The 26,047-nt window shown below is 73.3% G+C and carries 23 protein-coding genes; 15 read left to right on the plus strand and 8 right to left on the minus strand.

Going from position 1 to position 26,047, the window contains the following annotated elements; all coding sequences use genetic code 11:
• Positions 1-43: 43 nt before the first annotated feature.
• Together sppA and FE634_RS09425 are read left to right on the plus strand one after the other, a co-directional pair.
• Positions 44-1,765 carry a signal peptide peptidase SppA gene (sppA, locus tag FE634_RS09420; RefSeq protein ID WP_138875733.1) on the plus strand — a complete coding sequence of 574 codons (1,722 nt, stop codon included), beginning with the start codon at positions 44-46 and terminating at the stop codon, positions 1,763-1,765.
• Positions 1,766-1,770: 5 nt separating this feature from the next.
• Entirely contained in the window at positions 1,771-2,118 is a 348-nt protein-coding gene (locus FE634_RS09425) for a cytidine/deoxycytidylate deaminase family protein (protein WP_138875734.1), read from the plus strand.
• A gap of 27 nt (positions 2,119-2,145) precedes the next feature.
• Here the strand turns inward: FE634_RS09425 and FE634_RS09430 are convergent, their stop codons facing one another.
• Positions 2,146-3,729, minus strand: coding sequence for a peroxidase family protein (locus FE634_RS09430; protein WP_138875735.1), 1,584 nt, complete (start codon positions 3,727-3,729; stop codon positions 2,146-2,148).
• Positions 3,730-3,859: 130 nt separating this feature from the next.
• On the opposite strand from FE634_RS09430, the gene FE634_RS09435 reads away from it, so the two are divergent.
• From FE634_RS09435 to era, 4 genes are read left to right on the plus strand one after another with little or no spacing between them, the layout of a single operon-like run.
• Entirely contained in the window at positions 3,860-5,227 is a 1,368-nt protein-coding gene (locus FE634_RS09435) for an FAD-binding oxidoreductase (protein WP_262347635.1), read from the plus strand.
• 4 nt (positions 5,228-5,231) lie between these two features.
• Entirely contained in the window at positions 5,232-6,533 is a 1,302-nt protein-coding gene (locus FE634_RS09440; RefSeq protein ID WP_137291977.1) for an SAM-dependent methyltransferase, read from the plus strand.
• A 22-nt stretch (positions 6,534-6,555) separates the two neighbouring features.
• Positions 6,556-7,332 carry a siderophore-interacting protein gene (locus FE634_RS09445; RefSeq protein ID WP_138875737.1) on the plus strand — a complete coding sequence of 259 codons (777 nt, stop codon included), beginning with the start codon at positions 6,556-6,558 and terminating at the stop codon, positions 7,330-7,332.
• 1 nt (position 7,333) lies between these two features.
• The gene (era, locus tag FE634_RS09450; protein ID WP_148240537.1) at positions 7,334-8,284 is read left to right on the plus strand and encodes a GTPase Era; all 951 of its coding nucleotides are present in this window, start codon (positions 7,334-7,336) and stop codon (positions 8,282-8,284) included.
• A 22-nt stretch (positions 8,285-8,306) separates the two neighbouring features.
• On the opposite strand, the gene FE634_RS09455 is transcribed toward era, so the two are convergent.
• The 4 genes from FE634_RS09455 to FE634_RS09470 all read right to left on the minus strand — a co-directional run bounded on the left by FE634_RS09455 (position 8,307) and on the right by FE634_RS09470 (position 12,208).
• Positions 8,307-9,173, minus strand: a complete 867-nt coding sequence (locus tag FE634_RS09455) for a septum formation family protein (RefSeq protein WP_262347636.1) — start codon at positions 9,171-9,173, stop codon at positions 8,307-8,309.
• Positions 9,166-9,990, minus strand: coding sequence for a septum formation family protein (locus FE634_RS09460; RefSeq protein WP_137291974.1), 825 nt, complete (start codon positions 9,988-9,990; stop codon positions 9,166-9,168). Before FE634_RS09460 ends, FE634_RS09455 begins: the two co-directional genes overlap by 8 nt.
• 25 nt (positions 9,991-10,015) lie before the next feature.
• The gene (locus tag FE634_RS09465; RefSeq protein ID WP_138875739.1) at positions 10,016-10,498 is read right to left on the minus strand and encodes a flavodoxin family protein; all 483 of its coding nucleotides are present in this window, start codon (positions 10,496-10,498) and stop codon (positions 10,016-10,018) included.
• A 471-nt stretch (positions 10,499-10,969) separates the two neighbouring features.
• On the minus strand, positions 10,970-12,208 hold the full coding sequence (locus tag FE634_RS09470) for an HNH endonuclease signature motif containing protein (protein ID WP_148240538.1): 1,239 nt from the start codon (positions 12,206-12,208) through the stop codon (positions 10,970-10,972).
• A 115-nt stretch (positions 12,209-12,323) separates the two neighbouring features.
• Between FE634_RS09470 and FE634_RS09475 the strand changes: the two genes are divergently transcribed.
• Entirely contained in the window at positions 12,324-12,977 is a 654-nt protein-coding gene (locus tag FE634_RS09475) for an SDR family oxidoreductase (protein WP_138875741.1), read from the plus strand.
• Between the two features lie 3 nt (positions 12,978-12,980).
• Here the strand turns inward: FE634_RS09475 and FE634_RS09480 are convergent, their stop codons facing one another.
• Both FE634_RS09480 and FE634_RS09485 read right to left on the minus strand, forming a co-directional pair.
• Positions 12,981-13,682, minus strand: coding sequence for an MBL fold metallo-hydrolase (locus FE634_RS09480; RefSeq protein ID WP_396954636.1), 702 nt, complete (start codon positions 13,680-13,682; stop codon positions 12,981-12,983).
• Positions 13,676-14,353 carry a maleylpyruvate isomerase family mycothiol-dependent enzyme gene (locus tag FE634_RS09485; RefSeq protein ID WP_187366869.1) on the minus strand — a complete coding sequence of 226 codons (678 nt, stop codon included), beginning with the start codon at positions 14,351-14,353 and terminating at the stop codon, positions 13,676-13,678. Before FE634_RS09485 ends, FE634_RS09480 begins: the two co-directional genes overlap by 7 nt.
• Positions 14,354-14,526: 173 nt before the next feature.
• Between FE634_RS09485 and uvrA the strand changes: the two genes are divergently transcribed.
• From uvrA to FE634_RS09500, 3 genes are all read left to right on the plus strand, one after another.
• Positions 14,527-17,538 carry an excinuclease ABC subunit UvrA gene (gene uvrA, locus FE634_RS09490; RefSeq protein ID WP_138875743.1) on the plus strand — a complete coding sequence of 1,004 codons (3,012 nt, stop codon included), beginning with the start codon at positions 14,527-14,529 and terminating at the stop codon, positions 17,536-17,538.
• Between the two features lie 83 nt (positions 17,539-17,621).
• Complete coding sequence (locus tag FE634_RS09495) at positions 17,622-18,128, plus strand: Rieske (2Fe-2S) protein (RefSeq protein WP_222847696.1); 507 nt, start codon at positions 17,622-17,624, stop codon at positions 18,126-18,128.
• Positions 18,125-18,547: a Rieske (2Fe-2S) protein gene (locus FE634_RS09500; RefSeq protein ID WP_137291967.1), complete on the plus strand. Its 423-nt coding sequence runs from the start codon at positions 18,125-18,127 to the stop codon at positions 18,545-18,547. The genes FE634_RS09495 and FE634_RS09500 overlap by 4 nt, the downstream gene beginning before the upstream one ends.
• Here the strand turns inward: FE634_RS09500 and FE634_RS09505 are convergent.
• Positions 18,467-19,843 carry a pyridine nucleotide-disulfide oxidoreductase gene (locus tag FE634_RS09505; protein WP_187366870.1) on the minus strand — a complete coding sequence of 459 codons (1,377 nt, stop codon included), beginning with the start codon at positions 19,841-19,843 and terminating at the stop codon, positions 18,467-18,469. The two genes, FE634_RS09500 and FE634_RS09505, sit on opposite strands and share 81 nt — an antisense overlap.
• Before the next feature lie 76 nt (positions 19,844-19,919).
• Between FE634_RS09505 and uvrC the strand changes: the two genes are divergently transcribed.
• The 5 genes from uvrC to gap all read left to right on the plus strand — a co-directional run bounded on the left by uvrC (position 19,920) and on the right by gap (position 26,047).
• Positions 19,920-21,929 (plus strand): excinuclease ABC subunit UvrC, encoded by a 2,010-nt coding sequence (gene uvrC, locus FE634_RS09510; protein ID WP_137291966.1) that lies wholly within the window; start codon positions 19,920-19,922, stop codon positions 21,927-21,929.
• Entirely contained in the window at positions 21,926-22,825 is a 900-nt protein-coding gene (gene rapZ / locus FE634_RS09515) for an RNase adapter RapZ (protein WP_137291965.1), read from the plus strand. Before uvrC ends, rapZ begins: the two co-directional genes overlap by 4 nt.
• Positions 22,822-23,832 (plus strand): gluconeogenesis factor YvcK family protein, encoded by a 1,011-nt coding sequence (locus FE634_RS09520; RefSeq protein WP_246060483.1) that lies wholly within the window; start codon positions 22,822-22,824, stop codon positions 23,830-23,832. The genes rapZ and FE634_RS09520 overlap by 4 nt, the downstream gene beginning before the upstream one ends.
• Before the next feature lie 86 nt (positions 23,833-23,918).
• Positions 23,919-24,905 (plus strand): DNA-binding protein WhiA, encoded by a 987-nt coding sequence (whiA, locus tag FE634_RS09525; RefSeq protein ID WP_137291964.1) that lies wholly within the window; start codon positions 23,919-23,921, stop codon positions 24,903-24,905.
• A gap of 146 nt (positions 24,906-25,051) precedes the next feature.
• Entirely contained in the window at positions 25,052-26,047 is a 996-nt protein-coding gene (gene gap / locus FE634_RS09530; RefSeq protein ID WP_137291963.1) for a type I glyceraldehyde-3-phosphate dehydrogenase, read from the plus strand.

Below are 26,047 nucleotides of genomic sequence, written 5' to 3' on the forward strand. Positions count from 1 at the left end.
CGGGCCCGCGGCTGCTTGGGAGCGGCCTCCTAGGGTCGGTCGCATGAAGCTGCGCGCCCTGCCCCTGATCGACCGGCTCCCCGGCCTCGGGGGCGACCGCCCGCGGACCGTGCTCGAGCTCGACCTGTCCCACGGCGTCCAGGTCGGACCGCCGGGCAGCCCCCTCGAGGCCCTGCGGCTGCGCCAGGCACCGACGCTGCGGGCGCTCGGCGAGGGGCTGCGGCGTGCGGCGGGCGACGACGACGTCCTCGGCCTGCTCGTGCACGTCGGCACCTGCCCGCTCACCCTCGCCCAGGCCGACGAGGTCGGCGCGCTGGTCGCGGACTTCTCGCAGGACAAGCCGTCGGTGGCGTGGACCGAGACGTTCGGCGAGCTGGGCAGCGGCCTGGCCGGCTACCGGGTCGCGGTCCACGCGCGCGAGATCTGGCTCCAGCCGTCGGGCGCGGTCGGGCTGGTCGGCGTGAGCGCCGGGATCACCCTGCTGCGCGGTGGCCTGGAGAAGCTCGGCGTCGACCCCGAGTTCGGGCAGCGCCACGAGTACAAGTCGGCCGCCGAGCAGCTCGCCGGGCGCGAGGTCAGCGAGGCCAACCGCGAGATGACCCAGCGGCTCGCGGACGCCGTCGTCGACGACACCGTCACGCGGGTGGCGGCCCGCCGCTCGCTCACCGAGGACCAGGTGCGCGCGGCGATGGCGGTCGCACCGCTGAGCGCCGCGGCCGCGCTGGACGCCGGCCTCGTCGACCGGCTCGGCTACGCCGACGAGGTGCGCGCGTGGGCCCGGGAGACCTGGACGCCGGCCTGGGAGCCTCGCTACGTGCACCGCTACGCCGGCGACGGGCCCGGGGGAGCGGGCCAGGCGCTGCGCGCGGTGACGCGGCGGCACCAGCCGAGGGTCGCCGTCGTCGACGTGACCGGCCCGATCGTCCTCGGCCCGGGGACGGCGCGACAGGCCGGGGCCGAGCGGGTCGGCGCGCGGCTGCGCGAGGTCGGTCGCGACGACGACGTCCGCGCCGTGGTCCTGCGCGTCGACAGCCCTGGCGGCTCGTACGTCGCCAGCGACGCGATCCGCCGCGAGGTGCTGCGGCTGCGCGAGTCCGGCCGCCCGGTCGTCGCCGCGATGGGCACGGTCGCGGCGTCCGGGGGCTACTTCGTCGCGATGGGCGCCGACGAGGTCGTCGCCCAGCCCACCACGCTCACCGGCTCGATCGGCGTCCTGGCCGGCAAGATGGTCGTGGAGCGGCTCCTGGACCGCGCCGGCATCGTGCACGAGTCGGTCAGCGCCGGTCCGCGGGCGGCGATGATGACCGCGAGCCGGCCGTTCACCGACGAGGAGCGCGCGGTGCTCGACACCTGGCTCGACGACGTCTACGCCGACTTCACCGCCAAGGCCGCGGCCGACCGGGGGCTCGCCCTCGACGTCCTCGAGCCGCTCGCGCGCGGACGGGTGTGGACCGGCGGCGACGCCGCCGAGCGCGGCCTGGTCGACCACCTCGGCGGCACCCGCCTCGCGCTCGAACGGGTCTGCGCCCTCGTCGGGCTCGACGTCGACGACGTGGCCCTGCGCACGCCGTCCCCGCTGGAGTTCCTGCGCCAGCTGCGGGTGGCGGAGTCGAGCGAGTCGCCGGCCGCGGCGTCGCTCACCACGGCCGCGACCGTCGGCCCCGGCGGCCCGGAGGCGGTGCTGGCCCGGCTGTCCGAGGCGGTGGGCCTGCCGCTCACCCACGGGGTGCTCTCGATGCCGCCCGGGCTGCGTCTCCTAGGCTGAGGGGCATGTCGCAGGAGCCCACGCCGGCCGCCCTCAGCGCCGAGGACACCAAGCTCGTCACCCTGGCGCGGGCCACGCGGGCCCGCACGCAGGCGGCCGAGGGCGCCGCCGTCCGCGACCTCGACGGGCGCACCTACGCCGCCGCCACGGTCGAGCTCGACGCCCTCCGGCTCAGCGCCGTGCAGGGCTGCGTCGCGATGGCCGTGGCCGCCGGGGCGCGCGGGCTGGCCGCCGTCGTCGTCCTCGGCGAGGCCACCGAGCTCACCTCGCCCGACCGGGCCGTCCTCGACGAGTACGCCGGCCGCGACGTCGTGGTCCACCTCGGTGACGCCCGGGGCGCGATCCTCCCCTAGCCGGGGGATCACCGGCGGCCCCGCCGGCTACGGCCCGCCCAGCGGGTTGATGCCGTTCCTGCGGCCGCGGAAGGCGAGGTGGAGCAGGTCGGTCATCTCGAAGAGGTCACCGCGCCCGAGCGTCGGACGGAACGACGGGTCGCGCACGATCGAGCTCCGGCTGCCCTCCATCGCGCGGTGCATCGTCTCGGCCACCAGGCGGGCGCCGACACCGGTCATCCGCCCGCCGTTCACCTCGGCCTCGCGCAGCACGTAGAACCACAGCGGGGTCCGCGCCACGACGGCGTCCTTCTCGGACGCCGTCAGCGACGCCAGCGACGCGCCGCCGGCTCCGTCGAGCAGCTGCCCGCGGGTCAGGGCCGGCACGGGCACCCCGCGGGCGGCGAGGAGCTCGACCATCTGCTGGCCGCTGGCCAGGCGGAGCATCGAGGAGCGGGTCAGGTTGCGGAAGGCGAGGTTGCGGCTGACGTCGTCGAACGGCGTCCCGGCCGGCCCGCCGAACGTGCCGGGCGGCAGGTTCTTGAGCGGGTCGGTCAGCAGGGTGTCGAGCCGCATCGCCCGCGAGACGTTGTCGTTGGGCGCGGCGAGGTCGGGGCGGCCGCCCGCGGGGAAGTCGTACATCCGGCGCCAGTCGGCGACCCAGTTGCTGAGCAGCCGGTCCTCGCCGCCCAGGTCGCCGCCGGTCGCGGAGAACTGGAACATGTAGTCGAGGAACCCGTTCGGACCGGCGAAGCGCCGGTTCCAGTTGTACGACGCCCGCACCATGCTGTGGCCGAGGCGGAAGGCCGCCACCGAGAACTCCACCGGCATCCGCGGCACGTCGGTGGGGGCGGCGTCCGGCTCGACGACCACGCGACCGCCGGTGAAGACGTCGTCGACGACGGCCGGCTCGAGGAGCCGCGGCAGGTAGTCGTGCCGGACCAGCCACTGGTAGTGCAGGGTGACCCGCTTGCGGGCCCGCCGGAACTGCGCCGCCGGCGCGACGCCCGACCCGAGGGTGTCCACCACCCGGTTGTGGAAGCGGATCATCGCGAGGTGGGTCTGGGCGACGATCAGGTTCTCGTCGTTGCGGACGTCGGGAATCAGCGCCGTGCGCCGCTCGCGTCGCGACCCGGTGCCGCGCCGGGGCAGGTCGTGGCCGGCCTTGACGCCGTCCGCGCCGATCTCGATGGTGTCGCCGGTGAGCAGGTGCACGCCGTCGGCCTCGTAGAACGCCGACGACACCGGGTCGGCCGGCCCGGCGCCGTACAGCGAGTCGAGGTCGAGGCGCGGTGAGCGTCCCTGCAGCAGCTCGGCGGGCGTGACGTCCTCGCCGAGGCGCACCAGGGTCTGGTCGAGGGTGAGGTCGTGGTCCACGAACTGGCCGAGGTAGGTGTACCCGGCCGGGACGTCGCCGGCCCCGCCACCCCCGGCGACCATCGCCAGCGCGAGCTTGCGGTTGAGCGCGTCGGGCGACCGGCGCCCGCGCGGGCCGGCCCGGAAGAACCGGAACGGCGGCGCCTCGGCCCGGGCCAGCGCGCGGGTCTGGGCGGTGCGCCGGCCGACGTCGGTCTCGACGAGTCCCTCGCCGTCGATGAAGAACGTCTCGGTGCCGTGCCGGTGTCTGCCCATCCCTCGACGATAGGAACCGCCGGATCGGGGCACATGACCCGAACGCGTCATGTCCGACGCCGTTCCCGCGGCTCGCCGCGGACCCGCAGCCTGCGCGACACACGGGCGGAGTAGTTTTCGAGGAGTGGCAGTGCACAACGTTCCGGACCACTGGGCCCAGCACGAGCGGGCGGTCGCCCGGCTGGCGGCGTCGTACGCCGCGATCCCGGCCGGGGCGCCGGTCCGGCTGGCGAAGCGGACGACGAACCTCTTCCGGGTCCGCAGCGCCACCTCGGCGCCCGGGCTCGACGTCTCCGGCCTCGACGGCGTGATCGAGGTCGACCCGGTCGCCCGCACGGCCGAGGTGCAGGGCATGTGCACCTACGAGGACCTCGTCGACGCGACCCTCCCGCACGGGCTGATCCCGCTCGTCGTCCCCCAGCTGCGCACGATCACCCTCGGTGGCGCGGTCACGGGGCTCGGCATCGAGTCGACCAGCTTCCGCAACGGGCTCCCGCACGAGTCGGTGCTGGAGATGGACGTCTTCACCGGCTCCGGCACCGTCGTCACCACGCGGCCCGGCGACGACCTGTTCGACGCCTTCCCCAACTCCTACGGCTCGCTGGGCTACGCCACCCGGCTGCGGATCGAGCTCGAGGCGGTGCCGGCCTACGTCGCGCTGCGCCACGTCCGCTTCGACGACGCCGACCTGCTGGCCAAGACGATCGCGGAGATCACCGAGACCCACGAGCACGCCGGGGAGCGGGTCGACGGGCTCGACGGCGTCGCCTTCGCCCCCGGCGAGCTGTACCTGACGCTCGCGCGCTGGACCGACGACCCCGGCGGGGCGTCCGCCTCCGACTACGCCGGCCAGCAGGTCTACTTCCGCTCGCTGCAGGAGCGCGAGACCGACCTGCTCACCATGTACGACTACCTGTGGCGCTGGGACACCGACTGGTTCTGGTGCTCGGGGGCGTTCGGCGCGCAGAACCCCCGGATCCGCCGCCTGTGGCCGCGCCGGCTGCGCCGCTCCGACGTGTACATGAGGCTGCTCGGACTCGACCGGCGCTTCGACGTCGCCGACCGGCTCGACCGCCGGGCCGGGCGCCCGCAGCGCGAGCGCGTCGTCCAGGACGTCGAGGTGCCGGTCGGGCGGATCGGGGAGTTCCTCGCCTGGTTCGACGAGGAGATCGGGATGCGTCCGGTGTGGCTGTGCCCGCTGGTGGCGCGGCGCGCCTGGCCGACGTACCCGCTCGCACCGGGGGAGACCTACGTCAACGCCGGCTTCTGGGGCACCGTCCACGTCGGGCCGGACGCCGTCGACGCCCCCCGCAACCGCGCCATCGAGGCCGAGGTGCACCGCCTCGGCGGCCACAAGTCGCTGTACTCCGAGTCGTTCTACGACCGCGAGACCTTCGACGCCCTCTACGACGGCCCGGCCCTCGCCGCGGTCAAGGACCGCCACGACCCCGAGCACCGTCTCACCGACCTCTACGACAAGACCGTCCGCAGGAAGTGATCGCATGAGCAACCGCACCGAGTCCCGCACCACCTCCAAGCCCGACTTCCGGATCGCCGACGTCGTCGCCGACCTCACCCGCGGCGGCATGCCGCTGCGGTTCGAGGCCTACGACGGCAGCGCCGCCGGGCCGGCCGACGCCGAGATCCGCCTCGAGCTGGTCAACCAGCGCGGCCTGCAGTACCTCGTCACCGCCCCCGGCGACCTCGGGCTCGCACGGGCCTACGTGTCCGGCGACCTCGTGGTGCACGGCGGGCACCCGGGCAACCCGTACGAGGTGATGCAGAAGCTCAAGGACCACACCAAGTTCCGGGCGCCGTCGGCCTCGGAGCTGGTCACCATCCTCCGCGGCCTGGGGATCTCGAACCTCAAGCCGCCGCCCCCGCCGCCGCAGGAGCACCTGCCGCGCTGGCGCCGGCTGATGGAGGGGATGCGGCACACGCTGACCCGCGACGCCGAGGCGATCCACCACCACTACGACATCTCCAACGCCTTCTACCGCCACGTGCTCGGGCCCTCGATGGCCTACACCTGCGCGGTCTACCCCGACGCGTCGGCGACGCTGGAGGAGGCGCAGCGGGAGAAGTTCGACCTCGTCGCGCGCAAGCTCGACCTCCAGCCCGGCCAGCGGCTGCTCGACGTCGGCTGCGGGTGGGGTGGCATGGTGCTGCACGCCGCCAAGGAGTACGGCGTCAAGGCGGTCGGGGTCACGCTCAGCCAGCAGCAGGCGTCGTGGGCCAAGGAGGCCATCGACGCCGCCGGGCTCGCCGACCTGGCCGAGGTGCGCCACCTCGACTACCGCGACGTGCTCGAGACCGACTTCGACGCGATCAGCTCGATCGGCATGACCGAGCACATCGGGGTCAGGAACTACCCGTCCTACTTCGGCTTCCTGCGCGACCACCTCAGGCCCGAGGGCCGGTTGCTCAACCACTGCATCACCCGCCACGACAACCGCCCGGCCACGACCGGGGCGTTCATCGACCGCTACGTCTTCCCCGACGGCGAGCTGACCGGCTCGGGCCGGATCATCACCGAGATGCAGGACGCCGGCCTCGAGGTCATGCACTCGGAGAACATCCGGCTGCACTACGCCCTCACCCTGCGCGACTGGAACCGCAACCTGGTCGAGAACTGGGACGCCTGCGTCGAGGAGGTCGGCATCGGGACCGCCCGGGTGTGGGGCCTGTACATGGCCGCCTGTCGCGTCGGGTTCGAGCGCAACGAGGTGCAGCTGCACCAGGTGCTCGGCGTCCGCACCGGCGACGACGGGGCCGACGGCTTCGCCCTCCGGCCGACGTGGTGAGGCAGCGCACTACCCTCTCCAGGTGAGCACCCGGGCAGCGACGTACGAGGCGGAGGTGCTCTCGCGCACCCCGCTGAGCGAGCACCTGGTGCGCCTCGTGCTCGGCGGGCCGGGGCTGGCCGACTTCGCCTCCACCGGCGTGCCCGACGAGTGGGTCGGCCTGGTGGTGCCCGGTCAGTTCCAGAGCCGCTACTACACGGTGCGCTCCTGGGAGCCGGGCGCGCTGGTGCTCGACGTCGTCGTCCACGACGTCGGCCTGGTCACCGAGTGGGCCAAGGGCGACTGCGTCGGCGACGTCGTCACCGTGAGCGCGCCGCGGGGCTCCTTCGCGATGCCCGCCGACGCGGCCTGGCTGATGCTGGTCGGCGACCTGACCGCGCTGCCCGCGATGGCGCGGATCGCGGAGACCACCGCCGTGCCGACCCGCGCCTGGGCCGAGGTGCCCGACGACGTCGCGGCGCTGGCCGGCTACCTGCCCGGGCACCTCGAGGTCGACTGGCTCGAGCAGCCGGGCGACGGGGTGAGCCGGCTCGCCGACGTCGTCACCGACCTGGTCTGGCCCGAGGGCGAGGGCTACTTCTGGATGGCGGGGGAGTCGGCGCAGATGCGCGCGATCCGCAAGCACCTGATGCGCGAGCGGGGGCTGCCCGGCACGGCCTACGACGTCATGGGCTACTGGCGCGAGACCACCGGACGCCAGCCGCGGGCCGTCGACCCGGGCCCGGTCTACCGGGCCGGCAAGCGGGCGGGCAAGTCCGACGAGGAGATCTGGGCCGACTACGACGAGGCGCGAGGCTGACATGACGCAGGACACCGGACACACCCCCGAGCGCGCCCCCGAGCACAAGAGCGGGTTCGCCTCGTTCGTCGGGCGCCCGAACGCGGGCAAGTCGACGCTCACCAACGCGCTGGTCGGCTCGAAGGTCGTCATCACCAGCTCCAAGCCGCAGACCACCCGCACCGTGGTGCGCGGCATCGTGCACCGCGACGACGCCCAGCTGATCCTGGTCGACACCCCCGGCCTGCACCGCCCCCGCACCCTGCTCGGCGAGCGCCTCAACGACCTGGTCAAGACCACGCTGTCGGAGGTCGACGTCGTCGCGGTGTGCTTCCCCGCCAACGAGAAGATCGGCCCCGGCGATCGCTTCATCGTCCACGAGATGGGCAAGGTCAAGCGCACGATCAAGGTCGCGATCGCCACCAAGACCGACCTGGCCACGCCCGAGCAGCTCGGCCGGCACCTGCTCGACATCGCCGAGCTCGGCACCGAGACCGGCACCGAGTGGGCCGAGATCGTCCCGGTGTCGGCGAAGGAGAACCACCAGGTCAAGCTCCTCGAGGACCTCCTCGTCGGCCTGCTGCCCGCGGGCCCGCAGCTCTACCCCGACGGCGACCTCAGCGACGCCCCCGAGGAGATCATCGTGGCCGAGCTGATCCGCGAGGCCGCGCTCGAGGGCGTGCGCGACGAGCTGCCGCACTCCATCGCCGTGGTCGTCGAGGAGATGGGCCTGCGCGAGGACCGCCCCGCCGACAAGCCGCTGCTCGACATCCACGCCAACCTCTACGTCGAGCGCGACTCCCAGAAGGGGATCATGATCGGCCACAAGGGCGCCCGGCTCAAGGACGTCGGCCGTCGTGCCCGGCTCCAGATCGAGGCGCTGCTCGGCACCCCGGTCTACCTCGACCTGCACATCAAGATCGCCAAGGACTGGCAGCGCGACCCGCGCCAGCTGCGCAAGCTCGGCTTCTGACCGGGCCGTCGGCCCGGCGACCTCAGTCGGGCGACCAGCACCGGATGTAGGTCTGGCCCGCCGCCCACTGCTCCGGGTCGGGGCCCTCGAAGGCCCACTCGTAGTCGAGGGAGTCCTCGGCGACCGCGGCTGCGGCGTCCTCGCAGGGTCCCTCGCCGGCCGCGGTGACCGCGGCACGGCCGGGGTAGCCGCCCGCGCCGTCCCCGGGGTCGAGGTCGACGACCTCGAAGGCGCGCCACGAGTGCTCGGCGCTGCACGGCACCCGCTCGAAACCCCGGGCGGCCGGGCTGGCGGTGCCGCACATGCCGTAGCGGTCCCGACCCTCCTGGTCGTCGAGGACGCCGGCGAGGCTGCCCCTGACGTCGGCCAGCCGGTCGCGCCCGGCGAGGGCGACGACGTCGCACCGGTACCAGGACGCACCGCCCTCGGCCTGGTCGAGGCTCGGGGTGAACCACACCGCCCGCAGCATGCTCAGCCGCAGGTCCTCGACGGTGCCGCCGACGACGTTGCCGAGGTCGGCCGGGCACGACGAGGCGACCTGGTCCTGGACCCGCTGGGAGTCGACGGCGAGCAGGTGCCCGTCGACGACGTTGTCGATCCGGCCGACCGCGAAGGTCTCCGAGGTGTGGCTGCCGCGGCACGCGACCGGGCGGGCCCCGGCGGTGGGGGAGACCGCCTGCTCGTAGGTGAGGCGGTAGCAGGAGTCGTCGGCCGGGACCGGCGCCGCGGTGGCGCGCGGCGGTGCCGTCGGCGTCGGCGTGGGGGTGGACGTCGGCGCCGGGTCGGCGGGCTCGTCGTCGGAGGTGCAGCCGCCGAGGACCAGGCCTGCGGCGAGCATCGCGGCGACGGCCGCGGCGCCCCGGGCGCGGGTCGTGCGGCGCTCAGTCACTGGTCCGGGCCCAGCAGACCGAGCGGCGGTTGCCGGCGTTCCACTCGCTCTCGTGGAACCAGGTGTAGGCGAAGTCGTACTCGACCGGGTAGTTGAGGTAGGCCAGCACGGACTTCGAGCAGAAGTCGCGGCTCTGCACCTCCGAGAGCCGGTCGCCGGGGTACGGGTCGGCGGCCTCGCCCAGCTTGATGGTCGTGACGGCGCGCCACTGGTGCTCCTGGCTGCACGGGATCTTCTTCGACCCCGCGAACGCGGGCTCGGCCACGCAGGCCATCCAGGCGTCGTCCGGACGGCCCTGGAGCAGGCCCTCGGCGGTCTCCGGCAGCGGCACCAGGGCGGCGCTCTGCTCGCCGCCGCCGACGACGTCGCAGCGGTACCAGCGGGCGCCCTCGTCCCACGCCTTCTCCGAGGGACGGAACCAGGCCCAGCTGAGGATGGTCCGCATCGCGAGGCTCTCGTCGGCGCCGAGGAAGGCGCTGAGCTTGGTGTTGCAGGTGCGGTAGGCGAACTCGCCCACCTCGGGCGCGTCGTACTCCGACTCGCGCAACTCGTCGGGGAGCTCGCCGACGGCGTAGGTCTGGGCGGTGTGCTTCTGGCTGCAGTCGACGGTGCGGGTGGCGTCGGACGGCGCCGAGATCTCCTCGATCGTCAGCAGCCGGCAGGCCCCGAGCTCCGGCGTCTCCACCGCGTCGACCTGGTCGGGGTCGGCGTCCGGGTCGGCCTGGGTCGGCGTCCCGCAGCCGGCGAGGAGGGCCGCGAGGGTCGCCACGACCACGGTCGCGCCGCTGCGCCACGTCGTCGGTCTGCTCCTGGCCACGAGGGGCGATGCTACCTGCGGGCCCTCAGGCGAGCAGCGCGGCCAAGGTGGCACCCAGCTCGTGGGCACGCTCGCGCTCGGCCTCGCCCACCTCGCCGAGCACCTCCAGGACGTCGGCGGCCCGCCGCCAGGGCAGCGCCTGCACGATCGAGACGACGCTGCGCACCGCCCCGGTCGTGTCGTACCTCCCGTGCACCCAGAGCCCGTACGGCTTCCGCCCGCCGCTGCCCGGCGTCCCCGAGCCGTCGTCGGACAGCGCGCCGCCGGCGTCGAGGAAGATCGTGTCGAGGAAGTGCTTCAGCGCGCCCGACATGTAACCGAAGTTGGCCGTCGTCCCGAGCAGGTAGCCGTCGGCGGCCAGCACGTCGTCCGCGGTGGCCTCCAGGGCGTCCCGGATGACGACCTCGACGCCCTCGATCGCGTCGTCGTGCGCCCCGGCCACGACGGCGTCGGTCAGCGTCCGCACGAGCGGGGTCGGGGAGTGGTGGACGATCAGGAGGCGCGGCACGCTCGCACGATAGCCATGAGGAGATTCGCTGTGGCGGCGGCGGACCGGGGCTGCGTGGCGGGGTGACGGACCGGCCCGTGGCACACCACCGGGTGTTCCGTGGCCGGTGGCCGTCACCGAACTTCTCGTAGCTCCTGCACAGGGGTCTGCTGCGCGGGTTCTCGTCGGACGGCGGCTGGCCCCCGCCGCGGGCGGTCGGACGACGCCCTGCCACCCCGGCGGGACGTCGTTCGCCGGCAGGATCGGCAGGCGAAGTGACCGCGGCGCATTAGGCGTCGCGGACCATCTACGTGGCTTCTCGGTGGCGACCGGTCCGGCCCGCACCAGTCCAGGACCAGGTGTCTGAAGTCTGCCGGGCCCGCGGATCACGCGTGCACGTCGCAGTGCGCTGGTGTCGTCACGGCCTGACCCCTCCCGGCACCGGCCGGGCGCGCCGATGTCCCCGCCGGGGCGGGGTGCGGGGCGGGGTGGTCAGGGTTCGGCAGGCTCGGCTGGTGGCGTGGCTGGTGGTGGGTCGAGGGCGGTGGTGCCGTGGTGGTCGCGTCGGTAGGTGAGGCCCGATGGTGCGGTCCAGTGGTAGGTGCCCGGTGTGGTCATCGTGTACGTCCACGGGCTGTGGGTCTTGGCGCGGTGGTGTCGTCGGCACAGTGGGGCGAGGTTGTCGCTGCTGGTGGTGCCGCCGGTTGAGTACGGGGTGATGTGGTCGAGGTCGCAGCGGGTGGCGGGTCGTCGGCAGTGGGGGAAGACGCAGGTGAGGTCGCGCAGCTCGATGTGGTCGCGCAACCGGTCGGGTGCTTCGTAGGCCTCGACGTGGACGTGCTGCTCGAGGTCGATGACGGGCTTGATGGTGACGTGGGTGGCGGTGGCGCACCAGGTGCGGATGGTCTCGACGGTGACCGGACTCCGGGTCATCTCGCAGCGCCCGACGTCGGGTGAGTCCTGGTGGACGTGGACCACGAGTGGCCGGGTGGGCGGGGTGGTGAGGTCGAGGGGTTGGTCGCCGCGGGCGAGGACGCCGAGGGCGATCGAGCGGCGGACGTCGAGGGGGTCGGTGGATCCGGCGTCGGCGAGGGCGTCGGCTCCTGCCTGCAGTGCTTGTTCGAGGTCGAGGGCGTCGGGCACGGACAGGGCGGCGTCGAGGTGGACGTGGCCCTCGATGCTCGGGCGGTCCAGGTCGATTGCCACGTGCCGGCTGTCGGGTCTGGGCACGACCTGGTCGGGGGCGTGACGGGCGATGGCTTCGTCGACGAGACGGTCGAGCTGGGCGTAGGTGATGGTGGAGACGGCCTGGGCGAGCCGGGCGTCGACGTGGGTGGCGCCGTCGAGGGGGAGTCGCATGGTGGCGTCGGCGATCTTGGCGGCCTTCCACACCGGCAGGCGTCCGGCGAGGACCGCGGCCCAGAGTCGGGGGAGTCGGTGGTGCAGCTCGAGGGCGCGGGCGAGGTACTTCAGCCCGGACTCGGTGGAGGAGCCCAGGGCGGCGGCGAGGTCGTAGGCGGCGAACTCCTCGATGGCCGGGCAGCCGGGGCCGCCGAGGGTGAGGGCGCGTTCGCCGAAGGTCACCACCCCGGGGTCGGCGTCGGTGGTGTGCTGGGTGGCCCAGTCGAGGACCGCGAGGAGCCGGTCGACGTCGGCCTGGCGGGCGGCGTGGTCGCGGGCGCGCACCGCCGCCAGCGCCGGGTCGGTGAGCTGGGCGGTGGGTGCGGCCATGGGTCTATTCTAACGGTCGGCACGGACAATCGAGAGCCTGTTCGAGCACCTGTGGAGAAGGGCGGGCGATCCCACCGGGTTGCCACCGGACGGCAGCAGCACCCACGCTGGGCCCATGACCGGAAGCGTGATCATCACCGGGGCGGGCCCCGGCGTCAGCGGCTCGTTGGCCAGGCTCCTCGCCCGTGAGGGGCACCCGGTGGGGCTCGTCGGCGCCGACGAGCGCGCCGTCGGCGACCTCGCCGCCGACCTCGCCGACGCCGGCGCGCGGGTCGGGAGCCGGCTGGCCGACCTGACCGACGCCGAGGCGACCCACGCCGCCGTCACGGGTCTCGCCGCCGAGCTCGGGCCGGTCGACGTGCTGCACTTCAACCCGAGTGCGTTCCGCGAGAAGGACCCGCTGGAGCTCACCGCGGCCGAGCTGCTCGAGGACGTCGCCCTCGGCGTCGGCGCCCTGCTGACCGTGGTCCGGGCGGCGCGTCCCCACCTCCGCGAGGGCAGCCGGATCACGGTCACCGGCAGCATGGCCGCCGACGAGCCGTGGCACCGCGCGGCGTCCCTCGGTGTGCAGAAGGCCGGCGTGCGCAACCTCGTGCACAGCATCGACGCCACGCTGCGCGACGACGGCATCCGTGCCGTGTCGGTGACCGTGCGGGGCGCGCTGTCGCGCGAGGGCGCGTTCACGCCCGACCGGGTGGCCGCCGCGATCCGTGCGGCGCTGGACCAGCCGGTCGGGGAGTGGCGGACCGAGATCCCCTACAGCGGCTGAGCGTCAGTAGCCGCGCTCGCGCCACTGGGGCAGCGACGGCCGCTCGGCGCCCAGCGTGGAGTCCGACCCGTGGCCCGGGTAGAACCAGGTCGCGTCGGGGAGCGTCCCGAACACCTTCGTCTCCACGTCGCCGATGAGCTGCTGGAACGCCGCCGCGTCGCCGAACGTGCCGCCCACCCCGCCGGGGAAGAGCGTGTCGCCGGTGAAGAGGTGGTGCTGCCCGCCGTCGGCGGTGTCGTCGTAGACGAGCGCGACCGACCCGGGCGTGTGACCGGCGATGGCGATCACCGACAGGGCGCACGCGCCGACGGTCACGGTGTCGCCCTGCCCGACGGGCCGGGTCACGGGGACGCCGGTCTGCTCGGTGATGGCGGCGGCGTCGGGGACGCCGGCCACGACCTCGGCCCCGGTCGCCTCGACGACCGCGGCCAGCGCCCGGTGGTGGTCCCAGTGCTGGTGCGTCGTGACGACGGTGCGCAGGCCGGCGTCGCCGACGAGGGGGAGCAGCGTCCCGGCCGAGTCGGCGGCGTCGACCAACAGCTGCTCGCCGGTCTCCCGGCAGCGCAGGAGGTAGCAGTTGTTGCTCATCTTCTCGTCGACCGCCACCTTGGTGATGGTCAGGTGCGCGAGCTCGCGGACGTCGGCGCCGCCGCCGACCGTCACCTCGCCCGTGTAGTCGTCCGCCCGGTCGTCCATCGTCACCATGCTCCGATCCTCGGCAGCTCGCCGTCCGTGGTCAGTCCGTCGCCGTCGCCGCGACCGGTGAGCCACCAGCCGAGGTCGGCGGCCGTGCCGGACACCCGGGGCGTCGCGTCGTCGTCGCCGCCAGCCTGCCAGGTCTGGTCGAGGTCGGTGGCGACGAGGGTCGCGCCCGCGCGCTGCGCGAGCTGGGAGACCAGCACCTCGGCGAAGGTCGCCGGCCAGTCGGCGCGGGTGTACCCGGCGTCGAGGTCGACGTGGTGGATCTCCACCTCGCGCCACCGCATCGCCATCACGTCGCCGGCCGCGAAGCCCGGCCCGTGGGGCGTGCGCTCGATCTCGGTGTCGAGGGAGTCGGCGGGCAGGTGGCGCAGGGCCTCGCCGAGGACGGTCGTGCTGGCGAGCAGCCGGTCGCGCAGCGCGGACGGCGACGTCGCCGCGAGCGACTCGATGTCGGCGTCGCGGCCCTCCGGGGACCCGTACATCGGGACCGGGCGACCCTCGACGACGCCGCGCAGCGCCCCGGCGAGGGCCTCGGCGTTGAGGGCCAGGTGGGCGACCACGTGCCCGCGGGTCCACCCGGGCAGGAGGGACGGTGCCGGGTAGGCGTCGTCGGGCAGGGAATCAATGGTCCGGACCAGCCGTTGGGTCGAGACGTCGAGCACGTCGTGGGTCACGGGACCCATCCTGGGCCACGCCAGCCCCACGGTCACCCCGTTGAGGGGACGGACTGTCGGTGCCGCCGCCTAGGCTTGGCCGGTCGGCGCGGTGACTTGCCCGATCGACCACCGATGACGAACACTTGTTCGAATCTCTCGACCCCCCCCAAGCCTTCGACCCAGGGACCCCAGTGGCTGACCAGCTCATCATCCGAGGCGCGCGCGAGCACAACCTCAAGGACGTCTCGATCGACCTCCCGCGCGACTCGCTCATCGTCTTCACGGGTCTCTCCGGCTCGGGCAAGTCGTCGCTGGCCTTCGACACCATCTTCGCCGAGGGCCAGCGCCGCTACGTCGAGTCGCTCTCGGCCTACGCCCGCCAGTTCCTCGGCCAGATGGACAAGCCCGACGTCGACTTCATCGAGGGTCTCTCGCCGGCGGTCTCCATCGACCAGAAGTCCACCTCGAAGAACCCGCGCTCCACCGTGGGCACCATCACCGAGGTCTACGACTACCTGCGGCTGCTGTTCGCCCGCGCCGGCCGGCCGCACTGCCCGACGTGCGGGGCGCCGATCGAGCGCCAGACCCCGCAGCAGATCGTCGACCGCGTCCTCGACCTCGAGGACGGCGCCCGCTTCCAGGTGCTCGCACCGGTGGTCCGCGGCCGCAAGGGCGAGTACGTCGAGCTCTTCAAGCAGCTGCAGACCCAGGGCTTCTCGCGCGCCCGGGTCAACGGCGAGACCCACACGCTCGACGAGCCGCCCAAGCTCGACAAGCAGAAGAAGCACACGATCGAGGTCGTCGTCGACCGGCTGGCGGTCAAGGAGTCCTCGAAGCGGCGGCTGACCGACTCGGTCGAGACCGCGCTCAACCTCGCCGGCGGCCTCGTGGTCTTCGACTTCGTCGACCGCGACGCGAAGCACCCCGACCGCGAGCTGAAGTTCAGCGAGAAGATGTCGTGCCCCAACGACCACCCGATCGACACCGACGACCTCGAGCCGCGCTCGTTCTCCTTCAACTCGCCGTTCGGCGCCTGCCCGACCTGCAGCGGCCTCGGCACCCGCATGGAGGTCGACCCCGAGCTCGTCGTCCCCGACCCGACCGCCACGCTCGCCGACGGCGCGATCCAGCCGTGGAGCCAGGCCCACGTCGCCGACTACTTCCTCAAGCTGATGGACGCGCTCGGCCAGGAGGTCGGCTTCGATCTCCACACCCCGTGGTCGGACCTGCCGCCGGCCGGGCGCAAGGCCGTCCTCGACGGTCACAAGGGCAAGGTGCACGTCGTCACCCGCAACCGCTACGGCCGTGAGCGCGCCTACTACGCCCAGTTCGAGGGCGTGCGGTCCTACGTCGAGCGCCGCCACCGCGAGGCCGAGAGCGACACGAGCCGCGAGCGGTTCGAGGGCTACATGCGCGAGGTGCCGTGCCCCGCGTGCAGCGGCAGTCGGCTCAAGGCCGTCTCGATGGCCGTCACCCTGGGCGGCCGCAACATCGCCGAGATCTGCCACCTGCCGATCAACGAGACCAGCGAGTTCCTCGCCGGCCTTGAGCTGTCCGCCCGCGAGCGCCAGATCGGCGAGCGGGTGCTCAAGGAGATCCAGGAGCGGCTGCAGTTCCTCCTCGACGTCGGCCTCGACTACCTCTCCCTCGACCGCCCGTCCGGGTCGCTGTCGGGCGGCGAGGCGCAGCGGATCCGGCTCGCCACGCAGATCGGCGCCGGTTTGGTCGGCGTCCTCTACGTGCTCGACGAGCCGTCGATCGGTCTGCACCAGCGCGACAACCAGCGGCTCATCGAGACCCTGGTGCGGCTCAAGGACCTCGGCAACACCCTCATCGTCGTCGAGCACGACGAGGACACCATCAAGGTCGCCGACTGGGTCGTCGACATCGGGCCCGGCGCCGGCGAGCACGGCGGCCAGGTGGTCCACTCGGGCACCGTCGCCGACCTGCTCACCCACCCCGACTCGATGACCGGCCAGTACCTCTCCGGCCGTCGCGAGATCCCGGTGCCGGCCATCCGGCGCCCGCGCACCGTCGACCGCGAGCTCCGCGTCCACGGCGCCTACGAGAACAACCTGCAGCACGTCGACGTGTCGTTCCCGCTCGGCATGTTCGTCGCCGTCACCGGGGTGTCGGGCTCGGGGAAGTCCACGCTGGTCAACGACATCCTCTACACCTCGCTGGCCAAGACGATCTACCGCGCCCGCACCGTGCCCGGCCGGCACCAGAAGATCACCGGCCTCGAGCACGTCGACAAGGTCATCCACGTCGACCAGTCGCCGATCGGCCGCACGCCGCGGTCCAACCCGGCCACCTACACCGGCGTCTTCGACCACGTCCGCAAGCTGTTCGCCTCGACCCCCGAGGCGAAGATGCGCGGCTACCTGCAGGGCCGGTTCTCCTTCAACGTCAAGGGCGGCCGCTGCGAGGCGTGCGCCGGCGACGGCACGATCAAGATCGAGATGAACTTCCTGCCCGACGTCTACGTCCCGTGCGAGGTCTGCCACGGCGCCCGCTACAACCGGGAGACGCTCGAGGTGCACTACAAGGGCAAGACGATCGCCGAGGTCCTCGACATGCCGATCGAGGAGGCGGTGGAGTTCTTCGCCGCCGTCCCCGCGATCGCGCGGCACATGAAGACCCTGGTCGAGGTCGGCCTCGGCTACGTCCGGCTCGGGCAGCCGGCGACCACGCTGTCGGGCGGCGAGGCGCAGCGCGTCAAGCTCTCCTCCGAGCTGCAGAAGCGCTCCACCGGCCGCACGGTCTACGTGCTCGACGAGCCCACCACCGGCCTGCACTTCGAGGACATCCGCAAGCTGCTCCTCGTCCTGGGCCGCCTGGTCGACGCCGGCAACACGGTGCTGGTGATCGAGCACAACCTCGACGTCATCAAGACCGCCGACTGGCTCGTCGACATGGGTCCCGAGGGCGGGTCCCGCGGCGGCACGGTGGTCGCCGAGGGCACCCCCGAGGACGTCGCCGGCAACCCGGAGAGCTACACCGGCCAGTTCCTGGCGCCGCTGCTCGTGGGCCGCGAGGCCAAGCAGCCCACCCGCCGCAAGCCGGCGGCCTCCGCGCCGCTCGGGCGGGGACCGGTGGTCACCAAGGCCGCGGCCAAGCCCGCCCGGAAGGCGGTGGCCAAGAAAACCGCGGCCCGGAAGAGCGCCACGACGGGGCGGACGGCCAGGACGACGGGCTCCTGAGCCGTTGCTCTCATGCTCCTCTCAGCCCGATCGTTAGTGTTGTCTTCAACTACCGGACGTCCCCTGCCTGAGGAGGCTCCCTCGTGAGCAACCCCGCCTTCACCCGCCGTCGTGCCCTCGCGGGTGCCAGCTCCGTCGGCCTCGCCCTGCCCGTCCTGTCCGCGTGCGGCGACGACGGCGGCTCGTCGTCGGGCACCATGCCGTCCGACGCACCGTCCTCGAGCTCCTCGAGCGCAGCGGCACCGACCACGCCGTCCGCGTCGTCGGACCCGGCCGAGCCGTCGGAGCCGACGACGCCCGAGGGGGCCGCCGGCGTCGTCGGCACCGCCGACGTCCCGGTCGGGGGCGGGGTGATCATCGCCGGCAGCAAGATCGTCGTCACCCAGCCGTCGGCGGGCGACATCAAGGTCTTCAGCAGCATCTGCACCCACCAGGGTTGTCCGGTCACGCAGGTCACCGACGTGATCACGTGCACCTGTCACGGCAGCACGTTCGACCTCTCGACCGGCGACGTGCTCGGCGGCCCGGCGTCCGCGCCGCTGCCCGCCGTCGACTTCACCGTCGACGGCGACCAGGTCGTGCTGTCGTGAGTGCGCCGCTCGCCTCCCGGCGCATCGTCTTCCAGGGCCTCGGCGCCCTGGGCGTGGCCGCCGCCCTCGCCGCGTGCGGCGGCGGTGACGACGGCGGTGGCAGCGGGTCGGCGTCCGAGGCGCCCGAGACGGGCGCCTCGCTGGCGGCGACGTCCGAGGTGCCGGTCGGTGGCGGGATCATCCTCGCCGACCAGAAGCTCGTCATCACCCAGCCCACGGAGGGCACGTTCAAGGCGTTCACCTCCGTCTGCACCCACCAGGGCTCGCCCCTCGACGGCGTGAGCGAGGCGGGCATCACCTGCCCGCTGCACGGCAGCGTCTTCTCGATCGCCGACGGCTCACCCGAGTCCGGCCCCGCCACGCAGCCGCTGGCCGAGGTCCAGGTCCGGGTCGAGGACGGCCAGCTCGTCGCTGCCTGAGGTGCTCGCGTCGGCGCTGCCGGCACAGCACGACGTCCGCCAGGCGGCGTCGCGCGCCGAGGGGCGCCGGTCGAGGCGGGCGTCGAGCAGCACCCGGGCCTCGTCCCAGCGGCCGGAGCGGAGCAGCGCCGCGACCCGCACCTCCTCGACGAGCTCGCGCTGGGCGTCCGAGCCGCCCACCCGCCAGATCGAGCCCTCGAGCGCGGCGAGGGCGGTGGCGCCGGCGGAGTGCTGCCCGGCGTGCAGCAGCGCCAGGGCGCGGGCCAGGGGAGCGACGACCTCGCGGTGCGTCGGGTTCGCGTGGGACGCCGTCCAGCCGGCCAGCGAGGCGAGCCCGGTGCCGTCGCCGAGGGCCAGGAGGGCCACGGCGGCGTGCATGCCGAGGAACGGCGTCACCGGCCGGACCAGGACGTCGGGCCCGACCGCGGTCGCGACGCCGTCGAGCCCGGGGACCGCCCCCGCGCCGGGGGACAGGGCCCACCGCACCAGCAGGGAGCCGGTGTCGACGAGCGAGCGGCAGCCGGTGGCGTGCTCGGGACGCAGCTGGCCCTCGTAGCGGCGGCGCACGGCGTCGAGGTCGCCGAGCGAGAGCTCGTGCAGGGCCGCGTGCCAGGAGAAGTGGGTCAGGCTCTCGATGCGGGCGCCGTCGCCGGTGACCCAGGCGTCCATCCAGGCCAGCCCGGCGCCGTGGTCCCCGGTCTCGTAGTGCACGTGGGCCCGCGCGTGCGCCGAGTGCCCGGCGTCCGGTTGTGCGGCCAGGCTCGCGCAGGACAGGTCGTAGGCCTCGTCGAAGCGCCGCTGCTCCTGGCGGACGAAGGCGAGCAGCCCGGCGTACCACCAGTCGTCGCCGTAGGCCGGCGCCGCGGCCTCGACGATCGCCCAGGCCTGCTCGGGGACCTCGGTCACCCCGGCGAACGCGATCGTCGGGACAGCGGCCGAGAGCAGCAGCGCGTCGACGGGGTACTGCTCCAGGTGCCGGACGATGGAGCGGCCGTCGCCGCGCAGGTGCGCCAGGACGGCGGCGACGTGGCTCTGCTCGCGCGGGGTGCCGCGGTGCGCCCAGCGCTCGGCGTCGCGCACCCGGGCGGCGATGTCGACCTGGATGCAGAGGTCGTGGCCGACGAGCGCGAGCGCGGCGTGGCCGAGCGCGAAGGTCGGGTCGAGGACGATCGAGGCGGCGAACGCCTCGGCGGAACCGGTGCGGAGGCTGAGCACGCCGCCGAGCCCGCGGTCGTAGGCGGCGGCGGCCTCGGGCGCGGTGGTCACGGCCAGGCCGTAGCGGTCACGGGGAAGCATGAAAGCATAGTAAGTGCCAGGACTTAGGGAAGAAACCTGGCGCGCCGGTGTCCGTGGTCGTCCGTAGGGTTGTGCCGTGTCCCCCTCCCGTCCACCCCGCACCGCCAGACCCACCGGCGGACCCCAGTCGTACCGGCCCGAACCGGGGTCGATCCCGACCCAGCCCGGGGTCTACCGGTTCCGCGACGCCAAGGGCCGGGTCGTCTACGTCGGCAAGGCGAAGAACCTGCGCTCCCGGCTCTCGTCGTACTTCCAGGACATCGCCAACCTGCACCAGCGCACCGCCACGATGGTCACCACCGCGGCCAGCGTGGAGTGGACCGTGGTCAACACCGAGGTCGAGGCGCTCCAGCTGGAGTACTCCTGGATCAAGGAGTTCGACCCGCGCTTCAACGTCAAGTACCGCGACGACAAGTCCTACCCCTGGCTGGCGGTCACCGTCGGCGACGAGTTCCCGCGGGTGATGGTCGGGCGCGGCGCCAAGCGCAAGGGCACCCGCTACTTCGGCCCCTACAGCCACGCCTGGGCGATCCGCGAGACCGTCGACATCCTGCTGCGCGTCTTCCCGATGCGCTCGTGCAGCAACGGGGTGTTCAAGCGCTCGGCCCAGATCGGGCGCCCCTGCCTGCTGGGCTACATCGGCAAGTGCTCCGCGCCGTGCGTGGGGCAGGTCAGCGCCGAGGAGCACCGCGAGATCGTCGACGACTTCTGCGACTTCATGGCCGGGCAGACCCGGCCGTTCACCCGCCGCATCGAGAAGGAGATGTACGCCGCCTCCGACGCGATGGACTTCGAGCGGGCCGCGCGGCTGCGCGACGACCTCGGGGCGATGCAGCGCGCGCTGGAGAAGCAGGCCGTCGTCCTCGGTGACGGTGCCGACGCCGACGTCATCGCGCTCGCCGAGGACCCGCTCGAGGTCGCCGTCCAGATCTTCTACGTGCGGGGCGGCCGGATCCGCGGCCAGCGCGGCTGGGTGGCCGACCGGGTCACCGACGGCGACACCGCCGAGCTCGTCGAGGACTTCCTGCTCCAGCTCTACGCCGGTGACGCCGACTCCGTCCCGCGCGAGATCCTCGTGCCCGAGCTGCCCACCGACGTCGTCACCTTCGAGGACCTGCTGTCCGACCTCAAGGGCAGCCGGGTGCAGATCCGGGTGCCGCAGCGCGGGGACAAGAAGACGCTGCAGGAGACGGTCGCCACCAACGCCAAGCAGTCGCTGGCGCTGCACAAGACCAGGCGCGCCAGCGACCTCACCACCCGCAACCGCGCGCTCGAGGAGATCCGCGAGGCCCTCGACCTCGACGAGGCCCCGCTGCGCATCGAGTGCTACGACGTCGCCCACCTGCAGGGCACCGAGGTCGTCGCGTCGATGGTCGTCTTCGAGGACGGCCTGGCCCGCAAGGGCGAGTACCGACGCTTCGTGATCAAGGGCGTCGACAAGCAGAACGACGTCGCCTCGATGCACGAGGTGATCAGCCGGCGCTTCAAGCGGCTGCTCGACGAGCAGGCCCGCTCGGAGACCCGCAGCACCGACCAGGGCCCGATGCTGGTCGATCCCGAGACCGGGCGCCCCCGCAAGTTCGCCTACGCCCCCGGCCTGGTCGTCGTCGACGGCGGCCAGCCGCAGGTCGCCGCCGCCCAGCAGGCCCTGCTCGAGCTCGGCATCAACGACATCCCCGTCTGCGGGCTGGCCAAGCGGCTCGAGGAGGTCTGGCTGCCGGGGGAGGAGGACCCCGTGATCCTCGCCCGCTCCTCCGAGGGGCTCTACCTCCTCCAGCGCATCCGCGACGAGGCCCACCGCTTCGCCAACACCCACCACGCGGGCCGGCGCTCCAAGACGATGGTCGAGAGCATGCTCGACGACGTCCCGGGCCTCGGCGAGGTGCGCCGCAAGACCCTGCTCAAGCACTTCGGCTCGCTGAAGAAGCTGCGCGAGGCCGAGCCCGAGGAGATCGCCCTGGTCCCGGGCATCGGCCCCCGCACGGCGGCCGCCATCAAGGAGGCGGTGGAGCGGGCCTCGGCGACCCGCAAGACTGCGCCCGGCACCATGTCCGTCAACACCGCGACCGGAGAGGTCATCGAATGAGCCTGGAGCCCGTGGCCGACGCCTCGACGCCGCCCAACGACCAGGGCGAGGTCGTCGTCGTCACCGGCATGACCGGGGCCGGCCGCAGCACCGCCGCGAAGGAGCTCGAGGACCTCGGCTACTTCGTCGTCGACAACCTGCCGCCGAGCCTGCTGCCCGACGTCGTCCGCCTCGTCGACCAGACGCAGGGGCGCACGCAGGCCGTCGCGGTCGTCGTCGACGTCCGGTCCGGCTCGTTCTTCGGCACGCTGCGCACCCTGCTGGCCCGCGGCGCCACCGGCCGTCGCACCACGCTGCTCTTCCTCGACGCCGCCGACGACGTCCTGGTGCGCCGCCAGGAGGCCGCCCGCCGTCCGCACCCGCTCCAGGCCTCCGGCCGGCTGCTCGACGGCCTCGTCCGCGAGCGCCGGGTGCTCGCCGACCTGCGCGCCGACGCCGACCTGGTCATCGACACGACCGCGCTCAACGTCCACCAGCTCACCGACCGCGTCGCCGAGGCCTTCGGCACCCCCGAGACGACCGCCCTCAAGGTCACCGTCGTGAGCTTCGGGTTCAAGTACGGGATCCCGGTCGACGCCGACTACCTCGCCGACATGCGGTTCCTGCCCAACCCGTTCTGGGTGCCCGAGCTGCGCAGCCACACCGGCCGCGACTCCGACGTGGCCGACTACGTGAAGGCGCAGCCCGGCGCGACCGAGTTCCTCGACGCCTACCTGCCGGTGCTCACCGGCGTCGCCGAGGGCTACCTCCGCGAGGGCAAGCGGTTCATGCGCGTCGCCATCGGCTGCACCGGCGGCAAGCACCGCAGCGTCGCGATGAGCGAGGAGATCACCCGGCGCCTGGTCGCCGCGGGGCTCGACGCCAAGCCCGTGCACCGCGACCTGGGACGGGAGTGAACCGCCCCGTGGACCGGGCGGCCGGCCGCGCCCACGAGCGCGCCCAGGCGGTGGTCGCCTTCGGCGGGGGCCACGGCCTGCACGCGACGCTCTCGGCGCTGCGGGTGCTGGTCGACGACCTCACCGTCGACGACCTCACCGCGATCGTCACGGTCGCCGACAACGGCGGGTCCTCCGGGCGGCTGCGCGGCGAGTTCAACGTCGTCCCGCCCGGCGACCTGCGGATGGCGCTGGCGGCGCTGTGCGGCAGCGACACCTGGGGCGACACCTGGGCGCGGGTCCTCCAGCACCGCTTCCAGGGCGAGGGCGAGATGCGCGGGCACGTCGTCGGCAACCTCCTCATCGTCGGCCTGTGGGAGCTCCTCGGTGACCCCGTCGACGCCCTCGACTGGGTCGGGCGCCTGCTCGGGGCCAAGGGGCGGGTGCTCCCGATGGCGCTCGCGCCGATGGACATCCGGGCGGAGGTCCGCGGCCTGGTGCCGGGCGACCCGGATGCCCTCACCACGGTCCGGGGGCAGGTCGAGGTGGCCACCACCGAGGGCGTGATCACCTCCGTCGAGCTCGAGCCACCCGACCCGCCGGTCAGCCCGGTCGCGCTGGGCAAGGTCGCCGAGGCCGACTGGTGCTTCCTCGGGCCGGGGTCGTGGTTCTCCTCGGTGATCCCGCACGTGCGCGTGGCCGCGCTGCGCGAGGCGCTGGTCGCGACCGAGGCCCGCCTGGTCGTCGTCCTCAACCTCGAGGAGCAGCAGGGTGAGACCGGCGGGTTCGGGCCGGCCGACCACCTCGCCGTCCTGTTCGAGCACGCGCCGGCGCTGCGCGTCCACACCGTGCTCGCCGACGCCGCCAACCTGTCCGACGACCAGCGCGCCGAGCTCCGCCAGGTCGTCGACGACGCCGGCGCCCGGCTCGTCGTCGACGACGTCGCGGCCGACGACGGCAGCCCCCGGCACGACCCGGCCAAGCTGGCGGCGGCGTTCGCCCGGATCATCGACGGCGAGGCGTCCTGAGGCCCGACGAGGGCAGGCTCACACCACCGGATCAGTGGCGGGCACGGGGTCCGGGGGTTGTTGACGCTCATGGAAGACTCGCCCCCATGGCGATGACGGCTCAGGTGAAGGCGGAGCTCGCCAACACCCAGATCACCAAGACCTGCTGCCGCAAGGCCGAGGTCGCCACGATGCTCCGGTTCGCCGGCGGCCTGCACATCGTCAGCGGCAAGATCGTCGTCGAGGCCGAGCTCGACACCGGGGCGGCCGCGCGCCGGCTGCGCCGCGACATCGACGAGATCTACGGCCACCGCTCCGACGTCGTCATGGTCCAGGGCAACGGCATCCGCAAGGGCAGCCGCTACCTGGTCCGCGTCGTCAAGGACGGCGAGTCGCTGGCCCGCCAGACCGGCCTGCTCGACCAGCGCGGCCGGCCCGTCCGCGGGCTCCCGCCGGCCGTCGTCTCGGGCGGCGCGTGCGACGCCGTCGCCGCCTGGCGCGGGGCGTTCCTCGCCCACGGCTCGCTCACCGAGCCCGGCCGCTCGTCCGCCCTCGAGGTCACCTGCCCCGGCCCCGAGGCCGCCCTCGCGCTCGTCGGCGTGGCCCGGCGGCTCGGCATCCAGGCCAAGGCCCGCGAGGTCCGCGGCGTCGACCGCGTGGTCATCCGCGACGGCGACGCCATCGGGCAGCTGCTCACCCGGCTCGGCGCCCACGAGACCCTGATGGCGTGGGAGGAGCGGCGGATGCGCCGCGAGGTGCGGGCCACCGCCAACCGCCTCGCCAACTTCGACGACGCCAACCTGCGCCGCTCGGCCCGCGCCGCGGTCGCCGCCGGCGCCCGGGTCGACCGGGCGATGGAGATCCTCGGCGACGAGGTCCCCGACCACCTCAAGCTCGCCGGCACGCTGCGGCTCGAGCACAAGCAGGCCTCGCTCGAGGAGCTCGGCCAGCTGCACGAGCCGGTGCTCACCAAGGACGCGATCGCCGGGCGCATCCGCCGGCTGCTGGCCATGGCCGACAAGCGCGCCGAGGAGCTCGGCATCCCCGACACCGAGGCGTCGCTGACGCCCGAGATGCTCGCCGACGACGACTGAGGACCACCGCCCGCCCGGTCGGTCTCCCGGCGATCTGGTCGGGCGTCCAGTTACCCGCACGTAGGTCGGATGCTCGTGGGGCTGGGTGGGTGCCGGACGGTAGGGTCCGAACTGCCCCATCCAGACCATCCCAGGAGCAGATCGCAGTGACCGTTCGCGTAGGAATCAACGGCTTCGGCCGCATCGGCCGCAACTTCTTCCGAGCCGTCGTCGCCTCCGGTGCCGACGTCCAGATCGTTGCCGTCAACGACCTGACCGACAACAACACGCTCGCCACGCTGCTCAAGTACGACTCGATCCTCGGCCGCCTCGACGGCGACGTGACGTCGACCGACACCGACATCACCGCCGCGGGCCAGACCTTCAAGGCCTTCGCCGAGCGCGACCCGAGCGCCCTCCCGTGGGGCGAGGTCGGCGCCGACATCGTCATCGAGTCCACCGGCTTCTTCACCGACGCCGAGCAGGCCAAGGCCCACATCGCCGGCGGCGCCAAGAAGGTCATCATCTCCGCCCCCGCGAAGAACGAGGACGTCACCATCGTGATGGGCGTCAACGACGGCGACTACGACCCCGCGACCCACGCCATCATCTCCAACGCCTCGTGCACCACGAACTGCCTGGCGCCGATGGCCAAGGCCCTCAACGACGAGTTCGGCATCGTCAAGGGTCTGATGACGACCATCCACGCCTACACCGGCGACCAGAACCTGCTCGACGGCCCGCACAAGGACCTGCGCCGGGCGCGGTCGGCCGCGCTCAACATCGTGCCGACGTCCACCGGTGCCGCCAAGGCCATCGCGCTGGTGCTCCCCGAGCTCAAGGGCAAGCTCGACGGCTACGCCCTGCGCGTGCCGGTCCCGACCGGCTCGGCCACCGACCTCACCTTCGAGGCCGGTCGCGAGACCACCGTCGAGGAGGTCAACGCCGTCATGAAGAAGGCCGCCGACGGCGTCTACCTCAAGTACTCGACCGACCCGATCGTCTCCACCGACATCACCACCGACCCGGCGTCGTGCATCTTCGACGCGCCGCTGACCAAGGTCATCGGCAACCAGGTCAAGGTCGTCGGCTGGTACGACAACGAGTGGGGCTACTCCAACCGCCTCGTCGACCTCGTGAACCTCGTCGGCCAGAGCCTCTGA

The sequence above is a fragment of the Nocardioides sp. S-1144 genome (assembly GCF_005954645.2).
In the GTDB taxonomy this organism is placed as follows: Bacteria; Actinomycetota; Actinomycetes; order Propionibacteriales; family Nocardioidaceae; genus Nocardioides; species Nocardioides dongxiaopingii.

What these genes read in the sequence shown, in the direction of transcription:
- rapZ (WP_137291965.1), top strand. Translation starts at nt 21,926, where the DNA reads ATGAGCCTGGAGCCCGTGGCCGACGCCTCGACGCCGCCCAACGACCAG.
- FE634_RS09425 (WP_138875734.1), top strand. Translation starts at nt 1,771, where the DNA reads ATGTCGCAGGAGCCCACGCCGGCCGCCCTCAGCGCCGAGGACACCAAG.
- whiA (WP_137291964.1), top strand. Translation starts at nt 23,919, where the DNA reads ATGGCGATGACGGCTCAGGTGAAGGCGGAGCTCGCCAACACCCAGATC.
- FE634_RS09505 (WP_187366870.1), bottom strand. Translation starts at nt 19,843, where the DNA reads ATGCTTCCCCGTGACCGCTACGGCCTGGCCGTGACCACCGCGCCCGAG.
- FE634_RS09440 (WP_137291977.1), top strand. Translation starts at nt 5,232, where the DNA reads ATGAGCAACCGCACCGAGTCCCGCACCACCTCCAAGCCCGACTTCCGG.
- FE634_RS09430 (WP_138875735.1), bottom strand. Translation starts at nt 3,729, where the DNA reads ATGGGCAGACACCGGCACGGCACCGAGACGTTCTTCATCGACGGCGAG.
- FE634_RS09475 (WP_138875741.1), top strand. Translation starts at nt 12,324, where the DNA reads ATGACCGGAAGCGTGATCATCACCGGGGCGGGCCCCGGCGTCAGCGGC.
- FE634_RS09470 (WP_148240538.1), bottom strand. Translation starts at nt 12,208, where the DNA reads ATGGCCGCACCCACCGCCCAGCTCACCGACCCGGCGCTGGCGGCGGTG.
- FE634_RS09480 (WP_396954636.1), bottom strand. Translation starts at nt 13,682, where the DNA reads ATGGTGACGATGGACGACCGGGCGGACGACTACACGGGCGAGGTGACG.
- sppA (WP_138875733.1), top strand. Translation starts at nt 44, where the DNA reads ATGAAGCTGCGCGCCCTGCCCCTGATCGACCGGCTCCCCGGCCTCGGG.
- era (WP_148240537.1), top strand. Translation starts at nt 7,334, where the DNA reads ATGACGCAGGACACCGGACACACCCCCGAGCGCGCCCCCGAGCACAAG.